Consider the following 14,135-nt stretch of genomic DNA (forward strand, 5'->3'; position numbering starts at 1 on the left):
ACCAAGTCCTTTTTATGAACTAGGATGCGATAAACCATGGATTGCTATTCATTCCGGTATCTGGGCGTGATATCCGGTCTGCTGGAATGCGGGGCGGGATGCCGATATAATAGAGTAAGCCATCATATGAAAGTAGGTAGATTAAAGAGTCCGCATGATCAAACGCAAAAAAACGACGCTTTTCCTTGTTGTTGCCTTATTGCTCGCCATATTCTACATGCAGCTGCAAACCGCCATACCCGGATTTATCAACGATCTCGATTTTGATTTTAATAGCAAAGAAACCCCTGAAATCACCCAGCTCCACCCTTATGTACTGCAGCAAAAGAATGAGCTTGTTCGTCTCACCAAGAAAAAAGGGATCACGATTGTCATAACGGACGGTTACCGAAGCCACGAAGAGCAGACCCGCATCTACAATCAGGGCCGCAGCACCGAGGGCAACATCGTGACGAATGCCAAGGCCGGGGAATCTCTTCACAACTACGGGCTCGCCATTGATTTTGCGCTGAGGCTGAAGGATGGCAGCGTCATCTGGGATATGGAATACGACGGGAACGGAAACGGCAAGGCCGACTGGATGGAAGTCGTGGAGATTGCAAAAGATTTAGGCTTCCAGTGGGGCGGAGATTGGGCCAACTTTCCGGATTATCCGCATTTGCAAATCGATTTTGGATTGTCGATCCGTGATTTGAAACGGGGAAAGCTCCCTCCCATGGACGCTTCCGAGTATTCGGAAGCCAAGTGAAATGAGATTGTTATTTGTTTTTATTGAGCATCGAGGTACGCATAGCATACTTTAGCTATACTCCAATATGACTAACGCATCAGGTAAATAATCAAGGCCGACCAGATCCTTCTGGTCGGTCTTTTTTGACGTTGTTCGCTGTTAAAGCGTCTCGATGAAGGTGTGATGTTCAACCAAATGCTTGACATGCCGTTCACATTTTGGTTATATAGTCATATATATAAGCATATAACCTTAACAGGACAATGAAGGCAAGGTGGTGATTCTTATTGAGCGGTACCGTGCATCCAGATAATAGGCCCCTGTTCATCCAGATCAAGGAAAAGATCGAGGACCAGATCGTCAATGACCAATTGCTTGAAGGTGAACAGGTTCCTTCCACGACGCAGCTGTCCCAATTTTACAAAATCAATCACATTACGGTGTTGAAGGGCATCAACCTGCTGGTTGATTCCGGACTCATCTATAAAAAGCGAGGTGTCGGCATGTTTGTTGCTGAGGGGGCCAAGGAAATGCTGCTCCGGACCCGAAAGAGTGCATTTGCGGAACATTATGTGGTGCCTATGGTACAGGAAGCGGACAAACTCGGTTTGTCCACGGATGAGCTTGTTCAAATCATAACCCAGTTAAAAGGAAGTGACCCCCATGAATCTTGATGTACAGTTAGATCAGGTATCGGTGACATACGGCAGCGTCGAAGCCGTCCGCGATATTTCCCTCCGTCTCCCGGCCGGCAAAATTTACGGTCTCCTCGGTCGCAACGGCGCAGGCAAAACCTCGCTCCTGTCGATCCTGGCTTCATTTCGCGAACCATCGTCGGGATCGGTTACGATTGGCGGCGAGCAGCCCTTCGAAAATGCCAAAATCATGAGGGAAGTTTCCTTCATCTACGATGTCGACTATAAAGAGGAGACGGACAAGGTCAAGGCCGCAATTGAATCCGTTGCCAGGTACCGCCCCCATTTTGATACGGCTTATGCCCTGGAGCTTGCCCGCAAATTCAATTTGCCCCTGGATAAACAGCTGAAGCAGCTCTCCAAAGGCATGCAGTCCGCTTTTAACGTATGCATCGGCCTCGCCAGCCGGTCGCCGGTTACCATTCTGGATGAAGCTTATCTCGGCATGGATGCGCCATCGCGCGAAATTTTTTACCGGGAACTGCTGAAGGACCAGGAGCGCCATCCCCGTACGTTCATTCTTTCCACCCACTTGGTTTCGGAGATGGATTATTTGTTTGAGGAAGTCATTATTATCCACAAAGGCCGGTTCATACTGCAAGACGATTATGAAAGCCTTACGTCCAAGGGAGTATCCATTACGGGCCCCGCGGCCAAGGTGGACGAATTCATCCAGGGCATGAAGGTGCTGAACGTGCAGCAGCTCGGTTCCACCAAGGCCGTCATGGTCTACGGGGAGCTTAGCGAGGCATCTCAATCAGCCGCATTGAAGGCAGGACTTGAGATCGGGCCGATCTCGCTTCAGGACTTGTTTATCCATCTGACGGGGGAGGAATATTCCGCATGAAAAAGACGTCATCGCCCGTAAGCAAAGTATCGACGGAGATGTTTATTCAGCAAGGCAGCTGGGCATTGGGTTTTCTAACGATTGTGCTGCTGATTTATATTGGAGTCGGCATCGCTAACAGTATTGGTGTCAATGTTCGGGAAGGAATGACAGATGAGGACTTCTTCTCCATCGCTTACCGCTCCACCAAAGGATTTATGCTCGTCATCGGCATCATTTCAGCTTACGGTTTTCTGAGCTATTATGTAAGACACGGCATTACGCGCCGGGATTTCTTTGGTGGTTCAGCTTTAGCCGCCGTCTTTCTGTCCCTGGCATTTCCGGTTGCCGCGGCTCTGATCCATTGGATTGTCTCGCTGTTTGCATCACAAGATGCGGGAAGCACCCGGCTGCTGCAGGAGTTCGACAACAGCTGGCTGCTGACGCTCGTTTCCTACGGTATCCAAATCTTCATCTATTACCTGATGGGGTGGATGATCGGATCCGGATTTTACCGGTTTGGCTGGATTCGCGGCTTGGGATGGATCGCCGTTGCCCTTGTTTTGATTGGCTTCATGGATGCATTGTGGCAGTTCGAGCTGGCTTCCATATGGGAACAGTGGTTGCCGGTCACGACAGACTTTTCCGTCACGCTGCCGGTTTCGCTCGCAGGCTCCCTGGCCGTCATCCTGATTGCAATGATTCTAATTCGGCTGATCACCCGAAGAGTTACGATCAAAATGTAACCAATACGCAAAATAAATGGCTGATCCATGGGTAGCACCTTCTACCCCGGAATCAGCCATTTTATGATATAACGCCACCGTATAGATTAAGCGGCACTGCTCTTCTTCTTATTGTAAATGTCGAAGGCTACCGCCGCGAGGAGAACCAGGCCCTTAATGCCTTGCTGCCAGTCGATGCCGAGACCTACGAGCGACATCCCGTTATTGAGGACGCCCATGACGAGACCGCCAATGATCGCGCCGAAGACCGTCCCGATCCCGCCGGTGGCCGAAGCGCCGCCGATGAAGCTCGCCGCGATGGCATCCAGCTCGAAGTTCGTACCGGCTCTCGGCGTCGCCGCGTTCAAGCGGGCGGCAAAAATCAAACCGGAGATGGCGGCCATGACGCCCATATTGACGAATACCCAGAACGTGACCTTCTTGGTTTTCACGCCGGACAGCGCCGCCGCCTTTTCGTTGCCGCCAAGCGCATAAATATGACGGCCCATCACGGTTTTGTTCATCACGAAGGAATAGATGATAATGAGCACCAGCAGCAGAATCAGAATGTTCGGCAGGCCGGCGTAACTAGCCAGCATGAACGTAAAGGCATTGATCACGGCCGCGATGAGCACCAGCTTCAGGAGGAACAAGCCGCTTGGCAGAACGTCGAAGTTGTATTTTTTGTGGGCTTTTCGTTCCCGCAGCTCATTGATCAGGAAAATAACCGTAAAGATGATGCCGGCCAGAATCGCGATCAGATTGGTGCCGGTATTGCCGAAGTCCGGAATGAAGCCGGAGCTCAGCTTCTGGAAGCCGCCCGGAAACGGCGCAATGGATTGGCCCTCCAGCACAATCATCGTCAGGCCGCGGAACAGGAGCATGCCGGCCAGGGTTACGATAAAGGCCGGTATCCTCACGTAAGCCACCCAGAATCCCTGCCATGCTCCGATCAGACCGCCGACGATCAAGGATACGATGACGGCAATGACCGGATGCAGCTGCATATCAACCATCATGATTGCAGCAACGGCGCCGACGAAGGCGGCTACCGAACCGACCGACAAATCTATATGACCCGTAATGATGACAAGCACCATGCCGATGGCCAGTACGAGAATATAGCTGTTTTGGAGAATCAGGTTCGTGATGTTGATCGGCTCCAGCAGCAGCCCTCCCGTAATGATTTGGAAAAAAATCATAATGACAACAAGGGCGATGATCATCCCGTATTGGCGGATGTTGTTTTTAAACATTTTTTTGAGCGTCTCCATGCTTAAGCCCCTCCATTCTTGGTCATGTATCTCATCAAGGTTTCCTGCGAAGCCTGCTCTCTGCCAACTTCTCCGGTCATCCGTCCCGCGCTCATGACATAAATCCGGTCGCAGATCCCTAAAATTTCAGGCAGCTCCGAGGAAATGACAAGCACCGCCTTCCCCTCATCCGCCAGCTGGTTGATGATCGCGTAGATTTCGTATTTGGCCCCGACGTCAATCCCCCGCGTCGGCTCATCCAGAATCAGGATGTCGGGCTCGGCATAGATCCATTTACTCAGCACAACCTTCTGTTGATTCCCCCCGCTGAGGTTCCCCGTCTTCTGGAGAATGTTCGGCGTTTTGATCTTGAGCTTCTTCCGCATGTCTTCCGCCACGAGGATTTCTTCCCGATCGTCAATGACCATCTTCTTTGCCAGCTTGGACAGTCCGGTCAGCGAGATGTTGCGTTTGATATCGTCCATGAGGATCAGCCCGTATTCCTTCCGGTCCTCGGTCACGTAAGCAAAGCCGTTTTCAATCGCCTCGTTGATGGACTGATTCCGGATTTCCCTGCCGTCTTTCCGAAGCGTACCCGTGATGTTCCGGCCGTAAGCCCTGCCGAAAATACTCATCGCAAGCTCGGTCCGGCCGGATCCCATCAGCCCGGCAATCCCCACGACCTCCCCCCGGCGGATATTCATGCTCACATTGTCAATCACTTTTCGGCCTGCTTGCTGCTCGTGATATACCGTCCAATCCTTAACCTCCAGGATGACCTCCCCGATCTTCGGGCTCCGCTCCGGATAGCGCTTCGTCAAATCCCGCCCGACCATGCCGCGGATGATCCGGTCCTCGTTCACCTCGCCGCCTCTCATATCCAGCGTTTCAATGGTCTGGCCGTCGCGCAGAATCGTAATGGAATCCGATACCTTCGACACCTCGTTTAATTTATGGGAGATCAGGATGCAGGAGATTCCCTGCTTCTTGAATTCCAGCATCAGCGCAAGCAAATTCTCGCTGTCGTCCTCGTTGAGCGCCGCCGTCGGCTCGTCCAGAATAAGCAGCTTCACCTTCTTGGATAAGGCCTTCGCAATTTCGACCAACTGCTGCTTACCGACGCCGATGCTGCCCACCTGCGTATTCGGGTTCTCGCTGAGCCCCACCTTATCCAGCAGCTCTTTGGCCCCCATCATCGTCTCGTTCCAGTTCATGATGCCCTTCTCGGCGCGCTCGTTCCCCAAGTAGATGTTCTCGGCAATCGACAAATAAGGAATCAGCGCAAGCTCCTGATGGATGATGACGATGCCCAGGTCTTCGCTTTGCTTGATGTTTTTAAATTCACAGACGCTGCCTTTGAACAGAATATCTCCCTCATAGCTGCCGTAAGGATACACGCCGCTCAGCACTTTCATCAGCGTGGATTTGCCTGCTCCGTTCTCCCCGCACAGGGAGTGGATCTCTCCTTCGCGAACCTTCAGATTTACCTGGTTCAGCGCCTTTACCCCGGGAAACGCTTTCGTAATGTTCCGCATTTCAAGAATGTACTCTGACATCTGGCTTCACCTTCCTATCCTTTCGTATTCGCTTGCCTAAAGACTATTTCAATCCGACTTCTTCCTTGGAATAGTAGCCCGTCTCCACAACCTCTTTCTCCACGTTGGAAGCATCAACGGATACAGGGGGAAGCAAATAGGCAGGCACGACTTTGATGCCGTTGTCGTACGATTCCGTATCGTTCACCTCGGCCTCTTCTCCCTTCAGCACGCTCTCCGCCATCTTCACCGCCTGCTCGGCGAGCTGGCGCGTGTCCTTGAACACCGTCTGGGTTTGCTCACCGGCCACGATCGACTTAATGGAAGCAAGCTCCGCATCCTGACCCGTGATGATTGGCAGCGGCTTGCCGGCCGTCCCGTAGCCTACGCCTTTGAGCGAGGAGATGATGCCGATGCTGATCCCGTCGTAGGGCGACAGCACCGCATCCAGATTCTCGCTGGAATAGTTGGCGCTGATCAGGTTATCCATCCGCGACTGCGCCAGGGCGCCGTCCCAGCGCAGGGTCGCAATCTGGGCCATGGTGGTCTGTTTGCTCCGAACGACGAGCTTGCCCGAATCCATGTAAGGCTTGAGCACGGACATCGCGCCGTCATAGAAGAAGTAAGCATTGTTATCGTCCGGCGATCCGCCGAACAGCTCGATATTGAACGGCCCCTTCCCTTCCTTCAGGCCAAGCTTCTCTTCAATATAGGAGGCCTGCTGAACGCCGACCTGGAAATTGTCGAAGGTGGCATAATAACTCAAATGCTCGGTGTTGCGGATCAACCGGTCGTAGGCGATGACCTTGATTCCCTGATCATGGGCCTTCTTGATCACGTCGGTCAGCGTATTGCCGTCGATCGAAGCGATCACGATCACGTCGACCCCTTTCGTAATCATGTTCTCGATTTGGGAAATCTGGTTTTCAATCACGTCTTCGGCGAATTGAAGGTCGGTTTTGTACCCTTTTTCCTGAAACAGCCGCTCCATGTTCTTCCCGTCAGCCACCCAGCGTTCGGATGATTTGGTGGGCATCGCAAGGCCGACGTAACCCTTCTTTGCATCGCCGGTTTGGCTTTCGGCGAGGTTGCAGGCCGTCAGGGCCAAGAGCAGCACCGCGATCAGCAATCCTGGCAATCCTCTCTTCATCGGTAGTTCCCCTTTCCGAAAAATGAAATCGAGAGCGCTTACAACCGAAGGTTCGAAAAGCCTCTCTGTACTAAAAAGGATACCTCCGTTCGGGTGGAGGGGTCTTTCCACGAAAACAACCTTTTTTATAATTTTCATACTTTTGTTGTTCGGCATTCTTGCGAGATGTGCACAATGGGAACCGGTCCGAACGACTTTATCGTCATCAAAAAGAGCCTCCGGTTTGTTGTATACCAACGAACCGGAGGCTCTCTCCATGCTGCAGCGTATATCCGACCGCAACCAGATGTTCTCTTTCCATGCGTCCATGGAAATAAAAAGGCCGGCGGGCACTAACGCCCGCCGACCCTATTGCGATCACATGCCCGATTGCAGCATTCTTGCCAGGATGGCCGCCGTTTCCGCGCGGGTAGCCGCCCGCTCCGGCGCCAGCCTGCTCGCTTGGTCGCCCGTCAACAGTCCTGCCTGCGAAAGCTGATCGACTGCCCCGCGAGCCCATGATGCAAGCTTGTCATCGTCGGCATATTGCACCGGCGCTCCCTCGGTCTCCTTGCCAAGTCCCGCCGCTTCCATCGCCCTTGCGATCATAACGATCATTTCCTGCCGGGTCACGGCCGCGTCTGGGCGGAAGCTGCCGTCCGCATACCCTTGGATCAATTCCGCCTTATAGGCGGCTTGAACGTCGGCTGCAAACCATCGGCCCGCCACGTCGTTGAACGAAGCAGGAACCGCGGCTGCTCCGCTCGGATGGATCCCCAGCATCCTGACCAGCATGGCAGCAAGCTCCGCCCGCGTGATGGAGCGGCCGGGTTCAAAACGGCCGCCCTCCGTCCCCTGCACGATGAGCTTGTTCGCGAGCAGTTCGGCGTCGGCTTTAGCCCAATGCCCGCTCATGTCGGTGAATGCGCGGCGGCTCTCCAGAACGGTATAGGTTCCCGATGCCTTCAAAGTGAGAAGGGCATTTTCGGCCGAAGCGAAACGGGCCGGAACGTGCTTCCATTGTCCGGCGGCTTCATCGAGGTAAGCCGCCGTCAAATACCGGCCGTCGGCCAGCATTCGCTCTGAAGGCGCGAAGGTTGCGGATAATCGGCCATCTGCCAGCGGCTGTGCCGTTCCGTCCGGCTTCCATGCGTTCAGCGACACGGAGAACGGCTTAAGCCGCATACTCGCTCCCGTTTTCCGCGAGAGCTCCCCGAGCCTCGTCTCCGTCTCGTCATCGGCCGTTCTGATCGTGAGCCCGATGAAAGCCGCAGATAAATCCGATGGCAGCTCGCCCAGCTCAGCCAGTGAGAAGACAAATACGCCCTGCGGCGTGCGCCACTCCATCACCGCGCCGCTGACAAGCTCCCGCAGCCGTTCCACGACGGCAGGCTTCATGAGCAGCGACCATTCGTTCGTTCCGCCCCTCGTTTCAATCACGATGCGGCCTGAACTCAGCTGTTCGTGCTCGAGCGTGATCGTCTGGCCGAATTCCCCGTCGAGCACCAGATCGACGGGGAGTCCGCGATTTTCCCCTGCGGGCGGTTTCACCCCGCCGGCATCGTCCGGCATGCCGACGGCGTTGCCCGGGCTTCCGCCGGAACCAGGGTCACCTGAGTGAACCGGCGGCAAAACGGCAACCTCGGCTGTGGTGCTTAAACCTTCATAGGTCACGGTCATGGACGTTTTCCCTGACCGGATGCCGTACAGCCGGCCCGCTGCATTCAGGGATGCATAGCCCCTGTCTGCAAGACGGTATGCAGCTTCCGTGGTCACATCGGAGGAGGTGCCGTCCGAGTAATGTGCAGTTACCCGGATCTGGCGATATTCGCCCTCCCTCACTTCATACCGGGAAGCATCCAGCGTCAATCCGGTCGGCACGGCATAAACCGTGACGGGGGCGGCGGCTGTCAGCCTGCCGGCATCAGCCTCATAGACGGCCTGCATGACGGTACGCCCGGTACGAAGACCTGTGACATACCAGTAACCGTCCTCGGCCCGCACCACCCGGATCAGCCCATCATCATATTGGAAGCGGGCATCTGCCGTTACGTCCGAGGTAGCATCCCCGTAAGTCACCTCGACGACCGTGCGCACCGATTCGCCGATTTGAAGGCGGTACGAGGGCGGCGTAAACCATATGCCGTCGGCAAAGGTCACCTGCACGCCATCCCGAATCGGCTCGCCGCCGATCCTGGCGTGAATGTCGGCCACTCCCGGCTCGGTTGAACGGACTTCCGCCGTATACACGCCGTTCTCGCGGTACGTGGCTTCCGTCACGGTGCCGAGCGTAGTCTCAAGCCGAATATCGGCCCCGCTCCCCGTGTTGTTGCCAAAGGCATCCCTCACCGAGATGGTAATCGTCGAGGCAGCGGAGCCGTTGGCCGGGATTGCCCCGCTGTCGGCTGAAAGCTCCGATGCAGCGGCCGAAGCGGGACCCGGCAGAAATTCGACCTTAGCCGTGTCTGCGAGCTCGCTATTCTCCACGGATGCCGTAATGATGGCGATGCCGGCCTCGGTGGAGATAAGCGAGGCCGTGTACCGCCCCTCGGCCTCGTATACGGCCCCGGAAACGGTGCCGATCGAGGAATGAATCCGAATGTCCGCGGGCCCGCCGTCATCCGGAATCGTATTGCCCGCGGCGTCCTTCAGCTGCACCGTAATCCGCGCGGACTGCATGCCGTCGGCTGTCAGCCCGGTCCGGTCCGTATCGACCGTCGAGCGAAGCGCAGAAGGCTCCCCCGGCTCGAAGGATACCGTCACTGCCGAGGCGATCCGAATGCCGTCCAAGGTTCCGGTAATGACGGCTGTTCCGGCCCTATTCGATGCAACGCCGGCCGTGTAACGGCCATCCGCTTCGTACTTCGGCTCCGTCAGCAGGCCAAGCGTCGACGCCAGCTTAAGCTGGAGCGGTCCGGCATCGGAGCGGAGCTCGTTTCCGTAAGTGTCCTTCAGCTGTACCGTCACGTTTGAACGGCTTAGCCCGTCAGCGGTAACGACTGCCCGGTCGGCTGACAATATCGTTTGGTCCGCTGAAGCCGGGCCAGGCATGAACTGCACCGACGCCGTGTGCACCAGCGGCACATCGTTGACTCTTCCCGTGATGACGGCCTCGCCTGCCGCCGTGCCAGCCGTCAATATGGACGTGTACGTACCGTCATGATGATCCGTCATCAGACCCAGCGTTCCGGACGTCGTCTGCAGCAGGACCTTGTCGCCCCCTGCGGTCAACGCATTGCCGAAGGCATCCTTCAGCCGAATCGTGACAACCGTTGACGTGCTGCCGCCCACGGTGATTGCTTTGCTGTCCGTCTCGATAATCGATTCGGCCGCGGATGCCGCCCCGGCGAGAAGATCCACCGATACGGGGTGCTCCAACGGCACGCCGTTTACGGCACCCGATACGACGGCTGAACCGGAAACCGTACCAGCCGTCAGCATGGCTGAATACGTGCCGTCGCCATGGTCTTGAACGCTGCCTAACGTTCCGGCCGTCGTGGTTAACACAACCGCATCACCGCCCGTCTTCAATTCGTTGCCGAAGGCATCCTTCAGCTGCAGCGTCACGGTTGTTGTGCTGGCGCCATCAGCCGGCATCGCCGGGGATGCTGCCGTCAGCAGCGATTCGCGCGCCGAAGCCGCTCCGGTTTGAAAGTCAACGGACGCGGTCTGCAATAGCTTCGCACCGTTTACCGTCGCGGTGATCGTTGCCGGACCGGCAACCGTCGGTGCCGTAAGCACGGCCGAGTAAGTGCCGTCGCCATGATCCGTTACCGCCCCGACCGAGCCGGCCGTCGCGCTCAGGCTCACCCTGTCGCCACCGGACGTCAGGTTGTTGCCGTAGACGTCCTTCAGCTGCACGGTCAGCGCCGTTGTGCTTGACCCGTCAGCCGGTAGAGCGGACGCCCCCGCTGTGAGGAGCGATGTTGCCGGGGAAGCGGCGCCCGGAACATACACGATGTCCGCCGTCTGCGTGACGGTCTTGCCGTTCAGCTCAGCCCGGACGACGGCCTTGCCGGCAGTCGTCGGCGCCTTAACGGTAGCCGTATAAGTACCGTTACCGGGGTCCATGACGGCGGAGAGCGTGCCTCCGCTTGTTTCGACGGATACCGCGTCCCCACCTTGCGTCACCGGGTTGCCGTAGGCATCCTTTGCTTGGACCGTAATGAAAGCCGTACTGACTCCGTCAGCCGTAATCGAGGCCGGGTTGATCGACAAGCTCGTCGCTGACGGCGATGCCGCCCCCGCAACGAAGTTCAGGCTTGCCTTGCCGGCAAGTGCCGAGCCGTTGACAGAACCCGACACCGTTGCGGTTCCTGCGGTCGTCGGCGCCGTCCAGGTCGCGCTGTACGTCCCGTCGCCGTGATCCGTTACCGCACTCAGGCTGCCTGCAGTAGCCGACAAGGTTACGGTACCGCCCGAAGCAGTCAAACGATTGCCATGCGTATCCTTCAGCTCCACGGTAACCCTGGTCGTGCCGGTTCCGTTAGCCGGAACGCTTGCGTTCGCGGCGCTGATCGTGGAGGCCGACAGAGACACGGGGCCGGGCACGATGCTTACGTTCGTCGTTTGCGCGAGCCTCACGCCATTAACCGATGCCGATACAACCGACATGCCCGTTGCCGTCGGCGCCGTCAGCGTCGCGGTATACGTTCCGTTGCCTTGATCCGCAACGGAACCGATCGAGCCGATGCTGGCCTGCATCGTCACGGCATCGCCGCCAGTCACGAGATCATTGCCTCGCGCATCCTTCAATTTTACGGTTAACGTCGTGGTCCCCGATCCGGCCTGGAGACTGCCTGAAGCAGAGGCTAGGCTGGACTTGTCCGCGGAGGCGGCCCCCGGGACGAACGAGACCACGGCCGTTTGTTTGATCAATGAACCGTTCAATCTGGCCGATACTTCAGCGGTGCCGGTCGTGGAGGCCGAGGTCAGCGTTGCGGTATAGGTTCCGTTGCCTTTGTCGGACACGGCCGCGATGGTGCCGCCGCTTGTGCTCATGGACACGGTACCTGCGGAAGCCGTCAACGCGTTACCGTAGGCATCCCGGAGCCGTACCGTCAGCATCGTTTTACTGCTGCCGTCCGCAACGATCGAGACGGGAGCCGCCGACAGCTCCGAGGTTTGCGTAGACGCTCCCGCGGGAAGAATCTGAATCGCGGCCTTCTGCTGCATCGCCGCCCCGTTCACCGCGGCACTGACGGTTCCGCTGCCGGCAGCCGTGCCTGCCGTCAGCACAGCTGTATAGGTCCCGTCCCCATGGTCGGTTACCCTCCCGGCCGTGCCGTGCGAGGACTGGATCGTTACCGTGTCGCCTCCGGACACCAGCGGATTACCGTGCGCATCCTTTAAGCGGACGGTCACCGCCGTGCTTCCGCTTCCAGCCGTGAGCGTGTTCTGCCCCAGGTTGATCGTGGATGCCGAAGCCGATGCGGCTCCCGGGACGAATGTGACCGTTGCCTTCTGCGCGATCGGCGTTCCGCCCAGCTCCGCCGTTACGGTTGCCGTACCGACGGAAACGGGCGCTTTCAGCTGTGCCGTGTACGTCCCGTTCTTCCGGTCCGTCACGCCGGACAGCGTACCGGCGGTCGTCTTCATTTGCACGGCGCCGCCGCTCGCCGTCAACGGATTTCCATTGCTATCCTTCAGCTGCACCGTCACGGTGGAGACACTGCTGCCGTCCGCCGGAATCGATGCCGGGCTCGCGGTGACCGTTGAAGTGACGGCCGAAGCGCCAAGCGGATTGAACTTTACCGTGCCGCTTGCGCTCATGGGATAACCGTTAATGATGCCCGTAATCGTTGCGGTTCCGGTCGTCTTGGACGACGTCAGTTCAGCCGTATACGTCCCGTCCCCGTGATCGGTAACCGGACCGAGCGCGCCCGCTGTCGTGCTAAGCTGAACGTTCCCTTCGCTCCTGCCGATGTTATAATTGCTTCCTTCCTTGAGCGTTACGGTGACCATCGTCTTGCTGGTCCCGTCCGCGTCGATGGAAGCGGGACTGGCGCTGATTTGCGTCCGGGCCGGATATACTTGCAGCGCAGACGTGTAATATACCAAAGGGCTGGCATCCGATATGCCCAGTTCTCCCTTGCTGGTCCAGCCCGCGCCCCATACGGTACCGTCCGCTTTAATCGCAAGGGCATGATTGTCACCCGCAGCCAATTGACCTGCGTCGCCGAGCAGTTTTGTCGCGACTTGGAGGTTCCGGTTTTGCATGCCCCACCACCACAAGGTTCCGTCGCTTTTCAGAGCCATGCTCAAGCGGCCGCCGCCAGATATCCGGACCACGTCCGTAAGCGGTCCGGAACCCGTCTGCTGAACCTGAATCGCCGTGTTGGAAGAAGTCAGCCCCGGGTTGCCCAAGTTGAAATTCTCATTGTATCCCCAAGCCCAAACGGTGCCGTCTCCCTTCAGAGCCATGCCGCCAAATCGACTGCCTTGGATATCGGCTATGCCGGTTAACGGCTGTCCGGAGGAATCGATCACCTGTACCGGATACACGGAGTCGGCCGTTGACCCGCTGCCCAACCCTCCAAAGCCTCCGAAGCCCCAGGCCCATACCGTGCCGTCGTTCAGCAGCGCTACGGAATGGTAATCGCCTGCCCCTACGGCCTTCACATCGTTGAGATAGGATCCGCTTGACGCCTTGATGCGTACGGCTCGGGGGTTGCTGATGTCATAATAATCGGTAAGCATGTCGCTTGAATTGGAACCCCATCCCCAAGCCGATCCGTCTTCCTTGATGGCCAGAACATGGTCGTAAGCCGCGGCGATGCTGCGTACACTCGTTAGCGGCCCCCCGCCGGACTCCGTCACCTGGACGGCACGATGCCGGTCATCCGATGCACCGTTCCCCAGCTGTCCATAGGTTCCCCTGCCCCAGGCCCATACCGTACCGTCGTTCAGCAGCGCGACCGAGAAATAGCCTCCGCCCGTGACGAACTTCGCGTTTCCCAGGGGCGTACCGTCGAATTTGGTCACCGGAACGGGCCGAAACGACTTTGCCGTTGTGCCGTTGCCCAGTGCTCCCGCACTGTTGTCCCCCATCGTCCAAACCGTGCCGTCTCCGGCAATCAGCAAGGAATGAAGGTATCCCGCTCCGATTCCTTTGATGCCGGCGGGCGCCGCGGATGCGGCATGTGCCGGCTGCGGCAGATTAGGCACGATCATCAGGAATGCGAGCACAAGCATCGCGATTTTTTTCAATCTGCGCAATGGAATCTCCCCTTCTTGTAATAA

At 57.3% G+C, this 14,135-nt stretch carries 8 protein-coding genes; 4 read left to right on the plus strand and 4 right to left on the minus strand.

Annotated elements, in window-relative coordinates:
- Nucleotides 1-154 precede the first annotated feature (154 nt).
- The 4 genes from HMPREF9412_RS11595 to HMPREF9412_RS11610 all read left to right on the plus strand — a co-directional run bounded on the left by HMPREF9412_RS11595 (nucleotide 155) and on the right by HMPREF9412_RS11610 (nucleotide 2,997).
- Nucleotides 155-748 (plus strand): M15 family metallopeptidase, encoded by a 594-nt coding sequence (locus tag HMPREF9412_RS11595; RefSeq protein WP_009591696.1) that lies wholly within the window; start codon nucleotides 155-157, stop codon nucleotides 746-748.
- Nucleotides 749-1,017: 269 nt separating this feature from the next.
- Nucleotides 1,018-1,404, plus strand: coding sequence for a GntR family transcriptional regulator (locus tag HMPREF9412_RS11600; protein ID WP_009591591.1), 387 nt, complete (start codon nucleotides 1,018-1,020; stop codon nucleotides 1,402-1,404).
- A complete protein-coding gene (locus HMPREF9412_RS11605; RefSeq protein WP_009591599.1) occupies nucleotides 1,394-2,272 on the plus strand; it encodes an ATP-binding cassette domain-containing protein in 879 nt (292 codons plus the stop codon). Before HMPREF9412_RS11600 ends, HMPREF9412_RS11605 begins: the two co-directional genes overlap by 11 nt.
- Nucleotides 2,269-2,997 carry a hypothetical protein gene (locus HMPREF9412_RS11610; RefSeq protein ID WP_009591694.1) on the plus strand — a complete coding sequence of 243 codons (729 nt, stop codon included), beginning with the start codon at nucleotides 2,269-2,271 and terminating at the stop codon, nucleotides 2,995-2,997. Before HMPREF9412_RS11605 ends, HMPREF9412_RS11610 begins: the two co-directional genes overlap by 4 nt.
- Before the next feature lie 86 nt (nucleotides 2,998-3,083).
- Here the strand turns inward: HMPREF9412_RS11610 and mmsB are convergent, their stop codons facing one another.
- From mmsB to HMPREF9412_RS11630, 4 genes are all read right to left on the minus strand, one after another.
- The gene (mmsB, locus tag HMPREF9412_RS11615) at nucleotides 3,084-4,250 is read right to left on the minus strand and encodes a multiple monosaccharide ABC transporter permease (protein ID WP_009591707.1); all 1,167 of its coding nucleotides are present in this window, start codon (nucleotides 4,248-4,250) and stop codon (nucleotides 3,084-3,086) included.
- Nucleotides 4,251-4,252: 2 nt separating this feature from the next.
- Nucleotides 4,253-5,785 (minus strand): multiple monosaccharide ABC transporter ATP-binding protein, encoded by a 1,533-nt coding sequence (mmsA, locus tag HMPREF9412_RS11620; RefSeq protein WP_009591641.1) that lies wholly within the window; start codon nucleotides 5,783-5,785, stop codon nucleotides 4,253-4,255.
- A gap of 43 nt (nucleotides 5,786-5,828) precedes the next feature.
- Nucleotides 5,829-6,914: a multiple monosaccharide ABC transporter substrate-binding protein gene (chvE, locus tag HMPREF9412_RS11625; protein WP_009591605.1), complete on the minus strand. Its 1,086-nt coding sequence runs from the start codon at nucleotides 6,912-6,914 to the stop codon at nucleotides 5,829-5,831.
- A 357-nt stretch (nucleotides 6,915-7,271) separates the two neighbouring features.
- On the minus strand, nucleotides 7,272-14,111 hold the full coding sequence (locus tag HMPREF9412_RS11630) for an invasin domain 3-containing protein (protein ID WP_009591714.1): 6,840 nt from the start codon (nucleotides 14,109-14,111) through the stop codon (nucleotides 7,272-7,274).
- Nucleotides 14,112-14,135 lie beyond the last annotated feature (24 nt).

Origin of the sequence: Paenibacillus sp. HGF5 (genome assembly GCF_000204455.1) — a bacterium.
In the GTDB taxonomy this organism is placed as follows: Bacteria; Bacillota; Bacilli; order Paenibacillales; family Paenibacillaceae; genus Paenibacillus_AQ; species Paenibacillus_AQ lautus_A.

Bases quoted from the DNA above. Each gene is read 5' to 3' on its own strand.
- HMPREF9412_RS11595 (WP_009591696.1), top strand. From the start codon at position 155: ATGATCAAACGCAAAAAAACGACGCTTTTCCTTGTTGTTGCCTTATTG.
- HMPREF9412_RS11605 (WP_009591599.1), top strand. From the start codon at position 1,394: ATGAATCTTGATGTACAGTTAGATCAGGTATCGGTGACATACGGCAGC.
- HMPREF9412_RS11610 (WP_009591694.1), top strand. From the start codon at position 2,269: ATGAAAAAGACGTCATCGCCCGTAAGCAAAGTATCGACGGAGATGTTT.
- mmsB (WP_009591707.1), bottom strand. From the start codon at position 4,250: ATGGAGACGCTCAAAAAAATGTTTAAAAACAACATCCGCCAATACGGG.
- mmsA (WP_009591641.1), bottom strand. From the start codon at position 5,785: ATGTCAGAGTACATTCTTGAAATGCGGAACATTACGAAAGCGTTTCCC.
- chvE (WP_009591605.1), bottom strand. From the start codon at position 6,914: ATGAAGAGAGGATTGCCAGGATTGCTGATCGCGGTGCTGCTCTTGGCC.